Here is an 18,280-nt window from a genome sequence, read left to right as displayed (position 1 = left end):
CTGTGTCGAACGAGAGTGCCTTGGAGTATGGCACGGTAATTCGGTTCCGAAGAACAGTGGCTGCTGGGAAACTTCCTACAAATGCAGGATCAAGGTCTTTAACGGAGGCTGCTGATCCGTGGAAGGAAAGTCTGCCCCAGGTGTCATGACCTGCCAGTCGCGCACTGGGCGGCCGGCTTTTTCTGCGCAACGCAGCACCTGTTCACGCCAGTCATCCATGCTGACTTTCGCCAGGTTGTTACAACAGATCAGTACCCCATTGTCAGCGGTGGTCAGCAGCGCGGGCTTGAGCAAGCTCTGATAGTCGCGCAGCAGGTCGACGGTGCCGAACGCGCTTTTGGCCCAGGCGGGCGGATCAAGCAGGACCAGGTCGTACTGGCGCTGCTCCAGGCGCGGATAGCTCGGCAGCTTTTGGCCGCGACGCTGGGTGATCGGCAGGCCCGCCAGTTGGCGAATGGCCGGGAAGTAATCGGACTGTATGAACTCCATGCTCGGCAATTGTGGATTGAGCAGGCCATTTTCACGCCCCACCGCCAGGTTGCCCTCGGCAAAATCCAGGTTGCACACTTCGCGTGCGCCGCCGGCGGCCGCGCTCAAGCCCACGCCGCAGGTGTAGGCGAACAGGTTCAGCACGCTTTTGCCGGCGCTGTGATCCTTCACCCAACCACGGGTGTTACGCAGGTCGAGGAACAGCAACGGGTCCTGCCCGGCATGGCGCCCCCGCACACGGTAGCTGAGGCCCCACTCGTGGCCGACCAGGTCTTCCAGCGCCGCAGGCTCTGCGCGGTATACCGTGTCTTCACGATCGATACGCGAGTTGCCTCGGGCACGGTCGTTGTACACCAGCAGCAATTCCAGGCCCATGTATTGGTTGATCAGTTGATGCAGGTCCAGAAGGTCTGCGCTGTCCAGCGACTGATGGAAGCTCTGCACCAGCAATTGCGGGCCGTAGCGGTCGATGGTCAAGCCGCCGGCGCCTTCCTGGCTGCCGTGGAACAGCCGGTAGCAGTCTGTACCCTGGGCGTGCAGTTCGTTGATCAGGTCTTGGCGGTGATCGAGGGCGGCGCGCAGCGCCTGATTCAGGGGGGTCATGAAGCGCGCCTTGCTTGCAGAAAAATAAGAAAATCGGGGCGCGGAGTTTAACAGTTAACCCCGGCCTGCACAGGCCGGGGATTATCCTGAGCGCTATCGGTTCAGGCGTTTGTCGATCAACCCGTCTACGACGCTTGGGTCAGCCAGGGTTGAGGTATCGCCCAGGCTGTCCAGTTCGTTGCAGGCGATCTTGCGCAAGATGCGCCGCATGATCTTTCCGGAGCGGGTTTTCGGCAAGGCAGGCGCCCACTGGATCAGTTCCGGTTTGGCAAAGCTGCCAATTTCCTTGCTGACCAGGTCCAGCAGGTGTTTTTTCAGCGCATCGCTGGGTTCGACGCCGTTCATTGGCGTTACAAAGGCATAGATGCCCTGGCCCTTGACGTCATGGGGATAGCCGACCACAGCGGCTTCAGCGACCTGGTCATGCAGCACTAGGGCGCTTTCGACCTCGGCGGTGCCGATGCGATGGCCGGACACGTTGATCACATCATCGATGCGGCCGGTGATCCAGTAGTCGCCGTCTTCATCGCGGCGCGCGCCGTCGCCGGTGAAGTAGTAGCCGGGATAGGGCTTGAAGTAAGTGTCGATCATACGCTGCGGGTCGCCGTAGACGCTGCGAATCTGCCCCGGCCAGCTTGATTTGATAGCGAGGACGCCGCTGCCGGCGCCGCTGATTTCCTTGCCCTGCTCATCGAGCAGCACCGGTTGTACGCCGAACATCGGCTGTGTCGCGCAGCCCGGCTTGATGCGCTGGGCGCTGACCAGCGGGCTGAGCATGATGCCGCCGGTTTCGGTTTGCCACCAGGTATCGACGATGGGGCAGCGCTGTTCGCCCACCGCATTGAAGTACCAGTCCCAGGCCTCCGGGTTGATCGGCTCACCGACACTGCCCAGCAGGCGCAGGCTGGCGCGGGAGGTGCTCTCCAATGGGCCGTGGCCTTCACGCATCAGGGCGCGCAAAGCGGTGGGCGCGGTGTAGAAAATATTCACCTGATGTTTATCGATCACCTGCCAGAAGCGCGAGCTGTCCGGATAACTCGGCACGCCCTCGAACATCAGCGAAGTGGCGCCATTGGCCAGCGGACCGTAGACGATGTAGCTATGCCCGGTAACCCAGCCCACATCGGCGGTGCACCAGAACACTTCGCCCTCTTGGTAGTCGAGTACGTACTTGAAGGTCATCGCCGCTTGCAGCAGGTAGCCGCCAGTGGTGTGCAGCACGCCCTTGGGTTTGCCGGTGCTGCCGGAGGTGTAGAGGATGAACAGCGGATCCTCGGCGTCCATCGGCTCGGGTGGGCAGTTGTCGCTGGCGGCGTCCAGGGCCGCTTGATACTTGAGGTCGCGGCCCTCGTTCCAGTTCACGCTGGCTCCGGTGCGCTCGACCACCAGCACCGTGCTGACGTTCGGGCAACTGGCCAGGGCTTTATCGACATTCTGTTTCAGCGCCACGGGCTTGCCGCCGCGCACGCCTTCGTCGGCGGTGATCACGGTGCGGCAGTCGGCATCGAGAATACGGTCACGCAGGGCGTCAGGCGAAAACCCGCCAAACACCACCGAGTGCACCGCGCCAATTCGCGTGCAGGCCAGCATGGCGTAGGCCGCTTCCGGGATCATCGGCATGTAGATGCACACGCGGTCGCCTTTTTTCACGCCACGGTTTTTCAGCACATTGGCCAGGCGGCTGACGTTTTGATGCAGTTGGCGGTAAGTGATCGTGGAGGATTTTGACGGATCGTCGCCCTCCCAGATGAAGGCCGGCTGATCGGCGCGTTGCGCCAGGTGACGGTCAATGCAGTTGTAGCTGACGTTCAGTTGGCCGCCGGCAAACCATTGGGCGGCACCGGTATTGATGTCTGACTGCTGGACGGTGTGCCACGGTGTTATCCAGTCCAGAAAGCCCTTGGCCTGTTCGGCCCAGAAGGTCTCTGGCTGCTTGATGGATTGGCGATAGAGGCGCTGATAGTCTTCTTGACTGAGTTGCGCAGCCCGGCGGACGGCATCGGCGGTGGGAAACGTGCTGATATCGAACATGAGCGATCCTTATTCTTGTTTTTGCGACAAGTGATAAAGATGCACCCTGTGGTGGGAGGGTTCAAGGCCAACGTCCAAACAGACGTTGGCCTTGAGTGATCAGCATCAGCCGCGGTGACGACCGCGGAAGTAGTTGATCAGGCCCTGGGTCGAAGCGTCCTCGGCTGAGGTTTCTTCGGCGCCCGTCAGGCGGTTGTAAACGCCTTTGCCCAGTTCCTTGCCCAGTTCAACGCCCCATTGGTCAAAAGCGTTGATGCCCCAGACCACGCTCTGCACGAACACCTTGTGCTCATACATCGCCACCAGCGCGCCGAGGCGACGAGGGCTGATGCGTTCGACCACGAGGGTGTTGCTCGGACGGTTGCCCGGGATCACCTTGTGCGGTGCCAGCTTCTGCACTTCCGCTTCCGGCAGGCCCTTTTCACGCAGCTCGGCTTCGGCTTCGCCGCGGGTCTTGCCGAGCATCAGTGCCTGGCTCTGGGACAGGCAGTTGGCGTATAGCCACTGGTGGTGATCGGAGACCGGGTTGAAGCTGACGATCGGCACGATGAAGTCGGCCGGGATCAGTTGCGTCCCTTGGTGCAGCAACTGGTGGTAAGCGTGCTGCCCGTTGCAGCCTACGCCACCCCAGATCACCGGGCCGGTATCAGTGGACACTGGCGTGCCGTCCTGGCGGACGCTCTTGCCGTTGGATTCCATATCCAGCTGTTGTAAATGCTTGGTGATATTACGCAGGTAATGGTCGTACGGCAGGATCGCGTGGCTCTGCGCGCCCCAGAAGTTGCCGTACCACACGCCCAGCAAACCCAGCAGTACGGGCATGTTGGCTTCGAACGGCGCGTTCAGGAAGTGCTGGTCCATGGTGTAGGCACCCGACAGCAGTTCCTTGAAGTTGGACATGCCGATGGCCAGGGCGATTGGCAAGCCAATCGCCGACCACAGCGAGTAACGCCCGCCTACCCAATCCCACATCGGGAAGATGTTCTCTTCGCGAATACCAAAGGCTACGGCCGCTGCGTTGTTGCTCGAAACGGCGATGAAGTGGCGATACAGCTCAGCTTCCGAACCACCCTGGGCCAGGTACCAGGCGCGGGCGGCCTGGGCGTTCTTCAGGGTTTCAAGGGTGTTGAAGGATTTGGACGAAACAATGAACAGCGTGGTCTCGGCGCGCAGCTTCATGGTCAGCTCGTGGAACTCGCTGCCGTCGATATTCGCCAGGTAGTGGCAACGCACGCCTTTGTGGGCGTAGGACAACAGCGCTTCGGAGACCAGTTCCGGACCGAGGAACGAACCACCGATGCCGATGTTCACCACGTCGGTGATCGGCTTTTCGGTGTAGCCACGCCACAGGCCGTCGTGGATGCGGCCGACCAGGTCAGTAATCTGGTTCAGCACCTTGTGCACGTCCGGCATGATGTTCACGCCGTTGACCGACAGCTTGTCACCCACCGGGCGGCGCAGGGCGGTATGCAGCGCCGGGCGGCCTTCGGAAGAGTTGACGGGCTCGCCCGCGTACAGCGCATCAATCGCGCCTTTAAGGTTCACTTCCTTGGCCAGGTCCACCAGCAGGTCGCGGGTTTCGCTGGTGATCAGGTTTTTCGAATAATCGAGGAAAAGTCCGCAGCTGCTCAAGGTAAATTGGGAAAAGCGCTGAGGGTCGGCATTGAACGCTTCGCGCATGCTGAAATCCTGCATGGCTTGGCGATGTTGAACAAGCGCTTGCCAGGCGGGCAGAGCGGTAACGTCATGAGGGGTGCGGTAGTACGCCATCGCTGCGGGTTTCCTTTTATTACAGGGACTGCCTTTAGGACACTTAAAAGCCCGGAACATCCATTCTTGTCTCAACGACTGGGTTCCAGACAGCGCTAACCATAGCGCAGGGCGATTACATTAAACCTAGCGTGTGGATATGTCTTGGCTTTGTCTGCGCTGTGGCCGGTACTTTTTTATACCGGCACAGCCGTCGGGGCAACAGGTGGAGGGTAAAGTGGGGTCAGGCGAGGTTCAGGTGCAGGTTATCGATCAGGCGTGTGGCGCCCAGATAAGCGGCGACCAGGATCACCACATCCCGATCTTCAGCCGTGGCCGGGCGCAGATGTACGCCTTGGCGCACTTCCAGGTAGTCCATGCGTAGCCCTGCGGCTTCAATCTGCCGGATTTGCTCGGCGCGAAGCTTGGCGAAATCATGATCACCGTCTTGGATGGCCGTGGCGATCTGGCTGAGGGCGCGGTACAGCACCGGCGCGACCGCACGTTGCTCCTCGGTGAGGTAACCGTTGCGTGATGACAGCGCGAGGCCGTCCGCTGCACGCACGGTGGGTTCGCCGATGATCTGGATCGGCATGTTCAGATCGCGGACCATGGCGCGAATGACCGCCAACTGCTGGTAGTCCTTCTGGCCAAATACGGCCATGTCGGGCTGGACCATGTTGAACAACTTGCTGACCACCGTGGCCACGCCTTCGAAATGCCCTGGGCGGCTGGCGCCGCACAAGCCTTCGGACAGTTGTGGCACGCTGACGCGGGTCTGGCCGTTCATGCCATCGGGGTACATTTCCTCGACAGTGGGCGCAAACAGCAGGTTGCAGCCCGCCTGCAGGAGTTTTTCCTGGTCGGCGGCCAATGTGCGCGGGTATTTATCCAGATCTTCGCCGGCACCGAATTGCAGTGGGTTGACGAAAATGCTCGCCACCACGAAATCTGCCTGCTGCGCGGCCTTGGTCACCAGGGTGGCATGGCCGCTATGCAGGTTGCCCATGGTAGGCACAAAGCCGATGCGTTTGCCGGCGCTGCGGGCGTGGGTCACGGCAGCCCGCAGTTCGCGGACGGTTTTAACGGTGTTCATGCCGAGAATCCGTGTTCAGCGCCTGGGAAAGTCACATTCTTGACTGCGCTGACGTAAGCGCTCAGGGCTGCGTGAATGCTGTCCTGGCCGGCCATGAAGTTCTTCACGAACTTGGGTACGTGACCGCTAATCGACAGGCCGAGCATGTCGTGCAGGACCAGCACCTGACCATCGGTGGCGGAGCCGGCGCCAATGCCGATTACCGGCACTTTGACGGCCTGGGTGATTTCTGCGGCCAGTTCGCTGGGGACGCACTCCAGCACAATCATCGCGGCACCGGCTTGTTCCAGGGCGATGGCATCGGCGCGCATCTGGCGCGCCTGGGCTTCATTGCGACCCTGTACCTTGTAGCCGCCGAGGATGTTCACCGACTGCGGGGTCAGGCCCATGTGTGCACATACCGGTACACCGCGTTCAGCCAGCAGCCGGATCGACTCGGCCAGCCACACGGCGCCTTCGACTTTGACCATATGGGCGCCGGCCTGCATCAGCTTGCCGGCGTTCTGGAAGGTTTGCTCAAGCGTGGCGTACCCCATGAACGGCAGGTCGGCGATGATCAAGGCGCCGTCGTTGCCACGCTTGACGCTGGCGGTGTGGTAGGCCAGTTCATCCGTGGTCACGGGCAGGGTGCTGTCATTCCCTTGAAGAACCATGCCCAGGGAGTCGCCCACTAACAACACTTCAACCCCGGCCTGGCAACAGGCGTTGGCGAAGGTGGCGTCATAGCAGGTCAGCATGGTGATTTTTTCACCCTTGAGCTTGAGGCTCTGCAAGGTGGTCAGGGTAATGTCTGGCATGAAAAGGGTCCTCGTTCAGGCGCTTGGAAACAGCGAGTAACGCGCGTGAGTCTTCGTTTATACAGGCGCACTGTCTTGAAAGCAGTGCTTATAAGGCCTGGATTGCGCCCTGTAGCGCCGGGTTGGCGGCAGCGGGACGCCTATAGTCGTGAGGAGGACACGGGAAGTCAATTGGATGTGTTACCGCATTGTTACGATGGCGGTGTTACCGCTGTTACTGACGCGATTGCGCAACTTGTGCGCGGTTTACGGCAGCGCAGATCAAATGTGGGAGCTGGCTTGCCTGCGATGGCATCCACGGGGTGTGGCTGATACACCGAGTCGCTTGTATCGCAGGCAAGCCAGCTCCCACATTGAGCGAGTTATTCTTGCGGTAAGCGTTCCAGGCCGACGAATGGGCAGGCTGTGAGCAGGGCGCTCAAGCGTTGGCCGTCAGGCAGTTGCAGGTCGGTTGACGCCAACTCAGCCAGCGGATACAGCACAAAGGCACGCAGATGCATTTGGTAGTGCGGCACCTTGAGGCGCGGTTCGTCGATCAGGCGATCACCGAACAGCAAGATATCCAGATCCAGTGTACGTGGGCCCCAGCGCTCAAGACGTTCGCGGCCCTGGTCATTCTCGATGGCTTGCAGTGCGTCGAGCAGGTCCAGCGGCGCCAGGCTGCTGTCCAGTGCCGCAACCGCGTTGGTGTAGCGCGGTTGGCCCGGGAGCAGGGAGTCACTTTGATAGAAGGCGGACACACCAGCGAGGTGGGTGCCAGGCAGTTGCGCCAGCGCCTCGATCGCGCTGCGCAATTGCTGTTGCGGGGCAGCCAGGTTGCTGCCCATGCCGATGTAGATACGTTCCACGTTTATTCGCCCGCGGCGCCCGAGGCATCGGCACTGCTGCGTTTACGCTTGCTGCCGCTGCGGCGACGCTTTTTCGGCCCTTCACCGGCACCATCGCCTTTGCTGCCAAGCTCACGAATCATTTCGCGACGCTGGCTGTCATTGGCGTCCTGATAGTCAGTCCACCATTCGCCCAGGCCATCGGTCTGCTCACCGGCGCTTTCGCGCAGCAGCAGGAAGTCGTAGCCGGCACGGAAGCGTGGGTTGTCCAGCAGCAGGTCAGCACGCTTACCGCTGCGACGCGGCAAACGTTCCTGCATGTCCCAGATTTCGCGGATCGGCATGGTGAAGCGTTTCGGGATGGCGATGCGTTGGCACTGCTCGGCGATCAGTTCGTGGGCGGCTTCCTGCATGGCCGGGATTGGCGGCATGCCACGGTCCTGCAGGCGCAGTACGCGCTTGGGCAACGCTGGCCACAGCAGGGCGGCAAACAGGAATGCCGGGGTTACCGGTTTGTTCTGCTTGATGCGCAGGTCGGTGTTGACCAACGCTTCGCTGATCAGCGTGTGGGTGTACGTGGGGTTGTATTCCAGCGCCTCGGCACTGGCCGGGAACAGCGGGTCGAACAACTGCAGGTCGACGAGCATTTCGAAGGTGTCGGCGGCATACCCCGAGAGGAACAACTTGAGCACCTCTTCAAACAGGCGTGCCGAGGGGATTTCCCGCAGCATGGGCGCCAGCTCGCGAATCGGCGCGGCAGTGTGCTTCTCGATACCGAAGTTGAGTTTGGCCGCGAACCGCACGGCGCGCAGCATACGCACCGGATCTTCCTGATAGCGCTGGGTCGGGTCACCGATCAGGCGGATCAGGTTATTGCGAATGTCGTGTACGCCATTGGCGTAATCGAGGATGCGCTCGCTGACCGGATCGTAATAAAGGGCATTGATGGTGAAGTCGCGACGTTGCGCGTCCTCTTCCAGGGTGCCGTAGACGTTATCACGCAGGATGCGCCCGCTCTCGTTGCGGGAAGACTGATTGGTGTCTTCCTCTTCATCGTTTTGCGGGTGGCCGGCGCGGAAGGTCGCAACCTCGATGATTTCGCGACCAAAATGGATATGCACCAGCTTGAAGCGCCGGCCGATGATTCGTGCGTTACGAAACTCGGCGCGCACTTGTTCAGGCGTGGCGCTGGTGGCGACGTCGAAATCCTTGGGCGTGATATTGAGCAGCATGTCGCGTACGCAACCACCCACCAGGTAAGCCTGGTAGCCGGCGTTCTGCAAACGTTCGACGATGTTCACTGCATAACGGCTGAATTGAGCGCGCTGCAACGAATGCTGGCTGCTGTTGAGCACTTCAGGCGTGCTGCGTTTGTGTTGCGTACGACGCAAGGGAGAACGGAATGACTGGAACAACTTCTTCAGCATGGGATGCACTGTTTGAAGGAATGTTCGGCCATAACGAAGAATGACCGCATGATGGGCGGGGATTCTAGCATTTAGTCAGGGGATGGTGTAGGAACAAGCTACAGGCATTGCGCCATAAGCGTTTTGGAGTCAAATCCCGGAAACTACAAGGGGAGCCGAAGCTCCCCCAGAAGTAGTTGCGTGCTCTATTTTTATTATTGATTTCGGGCTTCTTGTTTTTGTTGATCGCCCTCGCCATGAAGCTTCACCTTCATGACACTCCCAATCGAGAGTCAAGAGCAAACGGATTGCTTTGGTCGCTGTGTTGCTGATCTACGATCCAACCAGTTCAGGCTCTGCCTTAGGGCAGTTTTTGTTGTTCTCGGCCTGGTTGCGGGGCAAGCCCCAAATGCAACGCCTCTCCAAAAGAATCAGTTAGCTGCGCCTCCGCCGTGTTGTTTTTGTTATGCGTGAGTCGATTCGTCTTATTTTTATTGTCTTGTACATAGCTTGTTATTGTTTTTGTACTAAGCATATAGCAGGGTGCGTGCCAACTTTTGTACCGGCCAGCAAAATCAGGGGGTTGAGGTGGTTTTGCAGTTTTCGAGGGCAAAAAAAAGCCGGGGCTTCGTTACCGTAAGCCCCGGCTTTTGTTACGTGAAAAGTCAGCGGTAACAGTTTTTTCACATCAACAGGTGTTACCCATGGGGGCGCACCCTCAGCTCTCGCTGGCAACCCCGGTCTTGCGCCGCGGAATGCCCAGGCGCTGGCGCCGCTCCCACAGGCACTTGCGACTCACACCCAGTTTGCGGGCCAGTTCGGTCTCGGTCATATGGTCCTGATGTTCCAGGACGAAATGCTGGAAGTAGTCTTCCAGTGACAAATCCTCCGTCGGCTCATGACTGGTATTGCTACCGCCGCCCTGTTGTGGGGCCAGGCCGATGAAGTCATCGTCTTCCAGGTCACTGAGCTCGATATCGATGCCCAAAAGCTCGGCGGAAATCTCCGGGCTTTCCGACAGGATCACCGCGCGCTCCACGGCGTTCTCCAATTCCCGCACGTTACCCGGCCACGAGTAATGCCGGATTGCCTGCTCGGCGTCCGCGGCAAACTTCAGGTCGGTGCGGTTGATGCGTGCGCTCTGGCGTAACAGGAACGCACTGGCGATCTCGTTGACGTCGGCGCCGCGCTCGCGCAGGGCCGGCAATTTGAGGGCGATCACGTGCAGGCGGTAATACAAGTCTTCACGGAACTGGCCGATCTTGGCCAGGCTCTTGAGGTCACGGTGCGTCGCTGCAATAAGCCGCACATCAACCTTTTGCGATTGCACCGAACCGACTCGGCGAATCTCGCCTTCCTGCAACACCCGCAACAAGCGCGCCTGGGCTTCCAGTGGCAGTTCGCCGATTTCATCGAGGAACAAGGTTCCGCCGTCCGCCGCTTCAACCAGGCCAGCACGCCCGGCGCTGGCGCCGGTGAACGCGCCTTTCTCGTGACCGAACAGTTCGGACTCGATCAGCGATTCAGGGATTGCCGCGCAGTTCACCGAGATCATCGGTGCCTTGGCGCGCTTGGACAGGTTGTGCAGGGCGCGGGCAACCAGCTCCTTGCCAGTGCCCGACTCGCCCTGGATCAATACATTGGAATCGGTCGGCGCCACTTTGCGGATCTTGCTGTACAGATCCTGCATCGGCGGGCAGGAGCCGATGATGCCGATCTCGCCATTGCTGTTGTCCACACCGGGCTTGTCGGCGCCGTTGGTCGCTTTGCCGACTGGACGCTGTTCGGCAGGCGCGCTGCTGGCCGACTGACGGTCACGCAGGATGCGGGCCACGGCTTGGAGCATCTCATCGTGATCGAAAGGCTTGGCGATATAGTCCACCGCGCCCATCTTCATCGAGTCGACCGCCGAGCGCAGGCTGGCGTAGCTGGTCATGATCAGCACCGGGGTGCCTTGGCCCAGCTTGATCAGCTCGGTGCCCGGAGCTCCAGGCAGGCGCAGGTCGCTGACAATCAGGTCGAACGTGGGGATGCTGAACCGCTCCTGGGCTTCCTGCACCGAGCCGGCTTCGCTGACCTGGTACTGATTTCGTTCAAGCAGGCGACGCAAGGCAGAGCGGATAATGGTTTCGTCTTCGACGATCAAAATGTGCGGCATTGATTCAATTCTCTCGACGGTCTCAGTTCACAGCGGACGTCGCTTCGACATGACGCGGCAAGGTCACCCGGATACGGGTGCCGCGTTGGCTTTCGGTGTCAGCCGGGCTGTCGATGGTGATTTGTCCATAATGCTCTTCAACGATGGAATAGACCAGTGCAAGGCCCAGACCGGTACCTTCACCGGGGTCCTTGGTGGTGAAGAAGGGTTCGAACAATCGGTCCATGATGTTCTGTGGGATGCCGCTGCCTTCGTCCTCCACGATCAGGTCGACCGTGTGCTCGAAAGCCTCGCTCTTGACGCGTACAGCGCTGCCGGCCGGCGACGCATCGCGTGCGTTGGACAGCAAGTTGATCAGCACTTGGGCCAGGCGTTGCGAGTCGCCATCGACCCAATGTTCCGGATCACACAGATTAAAGAACTGTACTTCGAAATTGCGCCGATTCAAGGCCAGAAGCCCAATGGCGTCCTGCGCGACCTCGGCCAGGCACACCGCTTCGTCCTGGTTTTGATGCGCGCCGGAGTGGGCGAAGCTCATCAGCGACTGCACGATGCGCGAAACGCGCTTGGTCTGTTCAAGAATCTGCCCGCTGATTTCAGTGATTTCACCGTCTTCCTCGCGCTCTTCGCGCAGGTTCTGCGCCAGGCAGGCGATACCGGTGATCGGGTTGCCGATTTCGTGGGCCACGCCGGCTGCGAGACGACCAATACTGGCCAGGCGCTCGGAATGCACCAGCTTGTCTTCGAGCATCTGCGTGTCGGTGAGGTCTTCCACCAGCAAAACCAGGCCGCTGTTACCGGGGGCCAGGGGCTCATCAATGGCGGCTTTGTGCAGGTTGAGCCAGCGGGTCTGGCCGTCGAGGGCCAGGTGCTGCTTGTGCAAGTGCTCGTCGGGCAGGTTGATAAACCCCTGAAGCAGTTCTTTCCACGGATCGGCCAGGGTATTGAGGCGCGAGCCCACTACCCGCTGGGCGGCGATGCCGGTGAGTTCTTCCATGGCCTTGTTCCACATCAGGATTTCCTGGTCCTTGGCCAGGGAACAGACACCCATCGGCAGTTCCTGCAAGGTCTGGCGGTGGTAACGGCGCAAGGCATCGAGTTCGGCGGCCAGGCCGGTGAGGCGTGAGTGGTAATCCTCCAGCCGGCTTTCGATGAAATGGATGTCTTCGGTCACGTAGTTTTCGCCGCCCGCCTTGTAGGGCAGGAAGGTTTCGACCATGTCCTGGGACACGCTGGGGCCCATCAGGCCGGAGAGGTTGGCCTCGATACGGTCACGCAGACGGCGCAGGGCATAGGGGCGACGCTCGTCGAACGGCAGGTAGAGGTCACGCAGCGCTTGCTCGACCTCCTTTTGCGCCGCCTTGGCGCCCAGAGGCTTGGCCAGTTGCGTGGCAAACTCCTGGGGCGAGGCTGCGTGCAGTTCGCGGCGTTGCGGGCGACGCACGTTGTCCACTGCGCAGGCTTCGGCGGCGCTGGTTTCTTCGGCACTGGCGTTGGTGAACAATGAGATCAGGGTAAACATCAGTACGTTGGCGGCCAGCGAGGCAATGGCCGCCATGTGCCAACTGGTGTCGTCGAGCACGTAAATCATGTTCAGCAACGGGATGTAGAAGCCCTGCAAGTTGCCGACCAGTGGTAGCAACATGGTGACGATCCACACCAGGATCCCCGCCAGCAGCCCTGCGATAAAACCACGGCGGTTGGCGGTCGGCCAGTACAGCACCGACAACACCCCCGGCAGGAACTGCAAGGTGGCGACAAACGCGACAATGCCAAGGTTGGCCAGGTCTTGCCCGGCGCCGAGCAGCAGGTAGAACCCGTAGCCGGCGGTAATGATCGCAACGATCAGCGCGCGGCGGGTCCATTTCAACCAGCGGTAGATATTGCCCTCAGCCGGCGGCTGGTACAGCGGCAGCACCAAGTGGTTGAGTGCCATGCCCGATAGCGCCAGCGTGGTGACAATGATCAATCCACTGGCCGCCGACAAACCGCCGACATACGCCAGCAGTGCCAACGCCGGGCTGTTGGCGGCAATGCCGATGCCCAGGGTGAAATACTCAGGGTTGGTGGTGGCCCCCAGTTTCAGGCCGGCCCACAGGATCAACGGCACCGCCAGGCTCATCAGTAACAGGAACAGCGGCAAACCCCAGCTCGCACTCACCAGTGAGCGTGGGTTGAGGTTTTCGGTGAAGGTCATGTGGTACATGTGCGGCATTACGATCGCCGAGGCGAAGAACACCAACAGCAGCGTGCGCCATGGGCCTTCCTGCAAGGGTGTGTGCAGGGCGGCGAGGGCAGTCTGGTTTTGCAGCAGCCACAGCTCCAGCTGTTGCGGGCCGTCGAACACGCCGTAGAGCGCATACAGGCCGACGCCGCCGATGGCGATCAGCTTGATGACCGACTCAAAGGCAATTGCGAACACCAAACCTTCGTGTTTCTCGCGGGTAGCAATATGGCGCGAGCCGAAGAAAATTGTGAACAGGCTGATCAGTGCACAGAAAGCCAGGGCAACACGGTGTTGCACGGGTTCGCGGGTCAGGATGCTGATGGAGTCTGCCACTGCTTGAATCTGCAGGGCCAGCAACGGCAGTACGCCGATCAGCATGAAAATCGTGGTCAGCGCACCGGCCCAGGTACTGCGAAAGCGGAAGGCAAACAGGTCCGCCAGGGATGATAACTGGTAGGTACGAGTGATTTTCAGGATCGGGTACAGCAACACCGGTGCCAGCAGGAACGCACCGGACACCCCCAGGTAACTGGACAGAAAGCCGTAGCCGTACTGATAGGCCAGGCCCACCGTACCGTAGAACGCCCAGGCGCTGGCGTACACGCCCAGGGACAAGGTGTAGGTCAGCGGATGGCGAATGATCGCCCGCGGAATCATTCCGCGCTCACTGATCCAGGCCACGCCGAACAACGCAGCCAGGTAGGCGGCGCTGATCAGCAGCATCTGGGTGAGGCTAAAGCTCATCGGCATCTTTTTGGCTCTGCAGGATGAAGGTCACGACGATCAGGATCAGCCATAGCAGATAAGGGCGATACCAGGCGCCCGTGGCGTCGATCCACCAATCCATGATGGCGGGGGAGAACAGGTAGATCCCGACGACCAGCAACAGGACCAATCGATAGATGTACATATTGGCCTCTGATTAAAAATCTGCGGCGATGGTAACGGATGGCGGGCAACCTGCAAGCGCCTTCAACTCAATTGCGCTTCGGCCAGCGTGAGTGTGCGCGGGATCTGCGTCGCGTCCCAGTGCGTAATGCCCCAATCCAGCAGTTCCCGTGGGCTTGCGTAAAGCAGTTCGTTACCGGCTGGCTGGCCGAGGGCGCGCAGTGCGCGAAGCAGCAAGGGCGTGGCCTGGTCGGCGGTCAACGGTGGGGAGCGGTAGGATTTTCCCAGTTTGTTGCCGTCCGGCTGCACAATCAGTGGTACATGCAGGTAACGTGGCTGGCGCAGGCCGAGCAGCTCTTGCAAGTAAAGCTGGCGCGGCGTGGAGTCCAGCAGGTCGGCGCCGCGCACGATATCGGTAACCCCTTGCCAGGCATCGTCGAGGACCACGGCCAACTGATAGGCGTAGAGGCCGTCGCGGCGCCGGATGATGAAGTCGCCGGCGTCGCGGCCCAGATGCTGTCGGAACTCGCCCTGCACGCGGTCGGTAAAGTGGTATTCCAGTTCAGGCACACGCAGACGGATGGCAGCATTCTGCTGGTCGTGGCCGGCATTGCGGCACAAGCCTGGGTAAATCCCGTTGTAGGGTTCCAGTTGCTTGCGCGAGCATGTGCAGGCATAGGCCAGGCCATGGTTGAACAGGTCATTCAGCACTTTGGCGTAGGCGTCATGCCGCTCGCTCTGCCGAACCAGCTCGCCATCCCATTCAAAGCCGTAGCTTTGCAGGGCATGCAGGATCGCTGCCTGGGCGCCGGGCTCTTCACGGGGAGGGTCAAGGTCTTCCATGCGCATCAACCAGCGGCCATGTTGGGCGCGTGCGTCGAGGTAGGAGGCGAGGGCAGCAACCAGGGAGCCGAAGTGCAAATGGCCGCTGGGCGTGGGGGCGAAACGCCCGATATAGGTAGAGGCTGTCATGGGCGGATACTACTGCAAAACCGGTAAACGCCAGAAACAAAAATGGGGCGTTTGCACGCCCCATTCGTTCAGTTCGGCAGGGTTACTTGCCGACCTGTTTTTCCTTGATTTCAGCCAAGGTCTTGCAGTCTACGCACAGGTCCGCAGTCGGGCGGGCTTCGAGGCGGCGAATACCGATCTCGACGCCGCAGGATTCGCACCAGCCATACTCTTCGTCTTCGATCAATTGCAGGGTCTTGTCGATCTTCTTGATCAACTTGCGTTCGCGATCACGAGCGCGCAGTTCAAGGGCGAATTCCTCTTCCTGGCTGGCACGGTCTGCCGGGTCCGGGAAGTTGGCTGCTTCGTCCTTCATATGGTCAACCGTGCGGTCGACTTCCTGCATCAAGTCCTGCTTCCACTGCTTCAGGATTTTGGAGAAGTGCTCGCGCATGGGCTTGCCCATGTATTCCTCGCCCTTGGATTCAACGTAGGGCTGGAAACCGCTGATGCTCTGTTGCTTTGCTTGGGTGGACATGAATAGACCGCCTCTCACTCTTCTAATCCATTGCGCAGGATTGCAACGTCACCGACACCTGCCGGCCCTGCGGCTGCAAGCGGGCGAACTTACCAGATAGATTCAGGGTGCGCTACTCCCGGTTGTCGAGCTCCAGGGCAAAGGGGTTGCAAACTGCAGCAGCCCGCCATGACTGGGTATGTATCGCCTCGAATGTTGATTTTAGCTGTTTTACGAGCGTGCGCAGGGTGCACTTGCAGCCCCAATCAGGCAATAGAGCATGTTTTACCGCGAGGGTTCGGTAGAATCCTGATTTTGTCCTCACCGTTAAGGAAGGCTAATGGCTCAGCCCTACAGTGCGCGCAGTCGCGCCATCGAACCTTTTCATGTCATGGCGTTGCTGGCACGCGCCAATGAGCTGCAGGCTGCCGGCCACGACGTGATCCATCTGGAAATCGGCGAACCGGACTTTACCACCGCCGAGCCGATCATCCAGGCCGGCCAGGCTGCGCTGGCCAACGGCAAGACGCGCTACACGGCGGCCCGTGGGGTGCCCGAGTTGCGCGAGGCCATCAGCGGGTTTTACCAGCAGCGCTACGGCTTGAGTGTCGATCCCGAGCGTATCTTGATTACGCCCGGTGGCTCCGGCGCGTTGCTGTTGGCCAGCAGCTTGCTGGTCGACCCTGGCAAGCACTGGCTGCTGGCTGATCCAGGCTACCCCTGCAATCGACACTTTCTGCGGCTGGTAGAGGGCGCGGCGCAATTGGTGCCGGTGGGGCCTGAGGTCCGCTATCAGTTGACCGCCGATCTGGTCGCCAGGCATTGGGACCAGGACAGCGTGGGCGCGCTGGTTGCGTCACCGGCCAACCCTACCGGCACAGTCCTCACGAGGGACGAACTGGCAGGCTTGTCGAGTGCAGTCAAAGCGCGTAACGGCCACTTGGTAGTGGACGAGATCTACCACGGCCTTACCTACGGCACCGATGCCGCCAGCGTGCTGGAAGTCGACGATGACGCCTTCGTCTTGAATAGTTTTTCGAAGTATTTCGGCATGACCGGATGGCGCCTCGGTTGGCTGATAGCGCCTCCTGCTGCGATCAGCGAATTGGAAAAACTGGCGCAGAACCTCTACATCAGTGCGCCGAGCATGGCCCAGTACGCTGCCTTGGCCTGTTTTACCCCGCAGACCCTGAGCATTCTTGAAGAGCGCCGCGCCGAATTCGGCCGGCGTCGTGACTTTCTGCTGCCGGCGCTGCGCGAGCTTGGATTCAGTATCGCCGTGGAGCCGGAAGGGGCGTTTTATTTGTATGCCGATATCAGCGCGTTCGGCGGCGATGCCTTCGCGTTCTGCCGTCACTTTCTGGAGACCGAGCACGTGGCTTTTACACCCGGGCTGGATTTCGGTCGTTATCAAGCGGGCCACCATGTGCGTTTTGCCTACACGCAAAATATTGACCGGCTGCAAGAAGCGGTGGAGCGCATCGCTCGTGGCCTGCGGAGCTGGCAAGGCTGATGCGCTTTTATCCTCCTCTTGAAGAAGGGCGGCTGATCCGCCGCTACAAGCGTTTTCTCACCGATATCGAAACCGTTACCGGCGAGTTGCTTACCATTCATTGCCCGAACACCGGCTCGATGCTCAATTGCATGGTCGAAGGTGGCCAGGTCTGGTTCAGCCGGTCCTCGGACCCCAAGCGCAAGTTGCCAGGCACCTGGGAAATTGCCGAAACGCCTCAGGGCCGGCTGGCGTGCGTCAACACCGCGCGGGCCAATCAGCTGGTTGAAGAGGCGCTGCTGGCTGGCGTGATCACTGAACTCAATGGCTTTACGGCGCTCAAGCGTGAAGTGCCTTACGGTCAGGAGAAGAGCCGCATTGACTTCCGCCTGGATTACCCACAGGGCGCCGCCTTCGTGGAGGTCAAAAGCGTCACCCTGGGTTTTGACGCAACCTCGGTGGCGGCTTTTCCTGATGCAGTGACGCAGCGCGGCGCCAAGCACTTGCGCGAACTGGCTCACCTGGCGCGTGAAGGCGTGCGGGCGGTGCAGTTGTATTGCGTGAATTTGTCGGGCATCGATGCGGTTCGCCCAGCGGTGGAAATTGACGCCGGTTACGCTGCGGCGTTACGCGAGGCCAAGGCCGCGGGTGTGGAGGTGCTGGCTTACGGCGTACGGGTCACACCGCAAGAGATGTATGTCGAGCGTCGACTGAAGGTGTTGTTGGGCGACTAGAGTTCTACCCACAAGCCTTGTTCATCCTCATGGCCGGGCAGGGCGGTGAGACTCTGGCCTGCGCACGGGCCGGCGATGCACTCGCCGCTCTCGATCAGGAATAGGGCGCCATGGGTGGCGCATTGGATCAGGCTGGCGCTGGCGTCGAGGAAGCGGTCGGGCTGCCATTCCAGCGGGACGCCGCGATGGGGGCAGCGGTTGCGATAAAAGTAGGCAATGCCGTCTCGGCGCACGGCCAGCAGTTTATGGCCATCGATATCAAAACCGCGGCTGCTGTCGGGTGCGAGGTCGCTTGAGGGGCAGAGAAACTTCATT

Annotated in this window: 15 protein-coding genes; 2 read left to right on the top strand and 13 right to left on the bottom strand. The window is 60.4% G+C overall.

The window, feature by feature from the left end; all coding sequences use genetic code 11:
- Positions 1-75 precede the first annotated feature (75 nt).
- The 12 genes from E3O56_RS00150 to dksA form a co-directional block, all read right to left on the bottom strand.
- Positions 76-1,092 (bottom strand): class I SAM-dependent methyltransferase, encoded by a 1,017-nt coding sequence (locus E3O56_RS00150; protein WP_223018239.1) that lies wholly within the window; start codon positions 1,090-1,092, stop codon positions 76-78.
- Between the two features lie 93 nt (positions 1,093-1,185).
- Positions 1,186-3,123: an acetate--CoA ligase gene (gene acs / locus E3O56_RS00145; RefSeq protein WP_032879448.1), complete on the bottom strand. Its 1,938-nt coding sequence runs from the start codon at positions 3,121-3,123 to the stop codon at positions 1,186-1,188.
- A gap of 105 nt (positions 3,124-3,228) precedes the next feature.
- The gene (gene pgi, locus E3O56_RS00140) at positions 3,229-4,893 is read right to left on the bottom strand and encodes a glucose-6-phosphate isomerase (RefSeq protein WP_032879450.1); all 1,665 of its coding nucleotides are present in this window, start codon (positions 4,891-4,893) and stop codon (positions 3,229-3,231) included.
- A gap of 223 nt (positions 4,894-5,116) precedes the next feature.
- Complete coding sequence (gene panC, locus E3O56_RS00135; RefSeq protein WP_032879451.1) at positions 5,117-5,968, bottom strand: pantoate--beta-alanine ligase; 852 nt, start codon at positions 5,966-5,968, stop codon at positions 5,117-5,119.
- Complete coding sequence (gene panB / locus E3O56_RS00130; RefSeq protein WP_032879452.1) at positions 5,965-6,765, bottom strand: 3-methyl-2-oxobutanoate hydroxymethyltransferase; 801 nt, start codon at positions 6,763-6,765, stop codon at positions 5,965-5,967. Before panB ends, panC begins: the two co-directional genes overlap by 4 nt.
- Positions 6,766-7,127: 362 nt before the next feature.
- Complete coding sequence (gene folK / locus E3O56_RS00125; RefSeq protein ID WP_216092106.1) at positions 7,128-7,613, bottom strand: 2-amino-4-hydroxy-6-hydroxymethyldihydropteridine diphosphokinase; 486 nt, start codon at positions 7,611-7,613, stop codon at positions 7,128-7,130.
- A 2-nt stretch (positions 7,614-7,615) separates the two neighbouring features.
- Positions 7,616-9,019, bottom strand: a complete 1,404-nt coding sequence (locus E3O56_RS00120) for a polynucleotide adenylyltransferase PcnB (RefSeq protein WP_032879455.1) — start codon at positions 9,017-9,019, stop codon at positions 7,616-7,618.
- A gap of 697 nt (positions 9,020-9,716) precedes the next feature.
- Positions 9,717-11,156 (bottom strand): sigma-54 dependent transcriptional regulator, encoded by a 1,440-nt coding sequence (locus E3O56_RS00115; protein ID WP_032879456.1) that lies wholly within the window; start codon positions 11,154-11,156, stop codon positions 9,717-9,719.
- Positions 11,157-11,178: 22 nt separating this feature from the next.
- A complete protein-coding gene (locus E3O56_RS00110) occupies positions 11,179-14,133 on the bottom strand; it encodes a sensor histidine kinase (RefSeq protein WP_005791453.1) in 2,955 nt (984 codons plus the stop codon).
- Positions 14,117-14,293 (bottom strand): hypothetical protein, encoded by a 177-nt coding sequence (locus E3O56_RS00105; RefSeq protein WP_003176118.1) that lies wholly within the window; start codon positions 14,291-14,293, stop codon positions 14,117-14,119. The genes E3O56_RS00110 and E3O56_RS00105 overlap by 17 nt, the downstream gene beginning before the upstream one ends.
- Before the next feature lie 62 nt (positions 14,294-14,355).
- Positions 14,356-15,243, bottom strand: a complete 888-nt coding sequence (gene gluQRS / locus E3O56_RS00100; protein WP_228308968.1) for a tRNA glutamyl-Q(34) synthetase GluQRS — start codon at positions 15,241-15,243, stop codon at positions 14,356-14,358.
- A gap of 82 nt (positions 15,244-15,325) precedes the next feature.
- Positions 15,326-15,760, bottom strand: coding sequence for an RNA polymerase-binding protein DksA (gene dksA, locus E3O56_RS00095; protein ID WP_005791430.1), 435 nt, complete (start codon positions 15,758-15,760; stop codon positions 15,326-15,328).
- A 319-nt stretch (positions 15,761-16,079) separates the two neighbouring features.
- Between dksA and E3O56_RS00090 the strand changes: the two genes are divergently transcribed.
- Positions 16,080-17,252 (top strand): pyridoxal phosphate-dependent aminotransferase, encoded by a 1,173-nt coding sequence (locus tag E3O56_RS00090; RefSeq protein ID WP_223018243.1) that lies wholly within the window; start codon positions 16,080-16,082, stop codon positions 17,250-17,252.
- Entirely contained in the window at positions 17,252-17,965 is a 714-nt protein-coding gene (gene sfsA / locus E3O56_RS00085; RefSeq protein WP_005791427.1) for a DNA/RNA nuclease SfsA, read from the top strand. Before E3O56_RS00090 ends, sfsA begins: the two co-directional genes overlap by 1 nt.
- On the opposite strand, the gene E3O56_RS00080 is transcribed toward sfsA, so the two are convergent.
- Complete coding sequence (locus tag E3O56_RS00080) at positions 17,962-18,279, bottom strand: Rieske (2Fe-2S) protein (protein WP_032879462.1); 318 nt, start codon at positions 18,277-18,279, stop codon at positions 17,962-17,964. The genes sfsA and E3O56_RS00080 overlap by 4 nt on opposite strands.
- Between the last annotated feature and the right edge of the window lies 1 nt (position 18,280).

It is taken from the genome of Pseudomonas sp. W2Aug9, assembly GCF_023127755.1.
Classification (GTDB): domain Bacteria; phylum Pseudomonadota; class Gammaproteobacteria; order Pseudomonadales; family Pseudomonadaceae; genus Aquipseudomonas; species Aquipseudomonas synxantha_A.
Note: the sequence above shows the minus strand (reverse complement) of the source record. Positions and strands in the feature narration are given on the sequence as shown.

Bases quoted from the DNA above. Each gene is read 5' to 3' on its own strand.
- gluQRS (WP_228308968.1), bottom strand. From the start codon at position 15,243: ATGACAGCCTCTACCTATATCGGGCGTTTCGCCCCCACGCCCAGCGGC.
- panC (WP_032879451.1), bottom strand. From the start codon at position 5,968: ATGAACACCGTTAAAACCGTCCGCGAACTGCGGGCTGCCGTGACCCAC.
- dksA (WP_005791430.1), bottom strand. From the start codon at position 15,760: ATGTCCACCCAAGCAAAGCAACAGAGCATCAGCGGTTTCCAGCCCTAC.
- panB (WP_032879452.1), bottom strand. From the start codon at position 6,765: ATGCCAGACATTACCCTGACCACCTTGCAGAGCCTCAAGCTCAAGGGT.
- E3O56_RS00080 (WP_032879462.1), bottom strand. From the start codon at position 18,279: ATGAAGTTTCTCTGCCCCTCAAGCGACCTCGCACCCGACAGCAGCCGC.
- E3O56_RS00150 (WP_223018239.1), bottom strand. From the start codon at position 1,092: ATGACCCCCCTGAATCAGGCGCTGCGCGCCGCCCTCGATCACCGCCAA.
- E3O56_RS00115 (WP_032879456.1), bottom strand. From the start codon at position 11,156: ATGCCGCACATTTTGATCGTCGAAGACGAAACCATTATCCGCTCTGCC.
- E3O56_RS00110 (WP_005791453.1), bottom strand. From the start codon at position 14,133: ATGCCGATGAGCTTTAGCCTCACCCAGATGCTGCTGATCAGCGCCGCC.
- sfsA (WP_005791427.1), top strand. From the start codon at position 17,252: ATGCGCTTTTATCCTCCTCTTGAAGAAGGGCGGCTGATCCGCCGCTAC.
- E3O56_RS00120 (WP_032879455.1), bottom strand. From the start codon at position 9,019: ATGCTGAAGAAGTTGTTCCAGTCATTCCGTTCTCCCTTGCGTCGTACG.
- E3O56_RS00105 (WP_003176118.1), bottom strand. From the start codon at position 14,293: ATGTACATCTATCGATTGGTCCTGTTGCTGGTCGTCGGGATCTACCTG.
- pgi (WP_032879450.1), bottom strand. From the start codon at position 4,893: ATGGCGTACTACCGCACCCCTCATGACGTTACCGCTCTGCCCGCCTGG.
- E3O56_RS00090 (WP_223018243.1), top strand. From the start codon at position 16,080: ATGGCTCAGCCCTACAGTGCGCGCAGTCGCGCCATCGAACCTTTTCAT.
- acs (WP_032879448.1), bottom strand. From the start codon at position 3,123: ATGTTCGATATCAGCACGTTTCCCACCGCCGATGCCGTCCGCCGGGCT.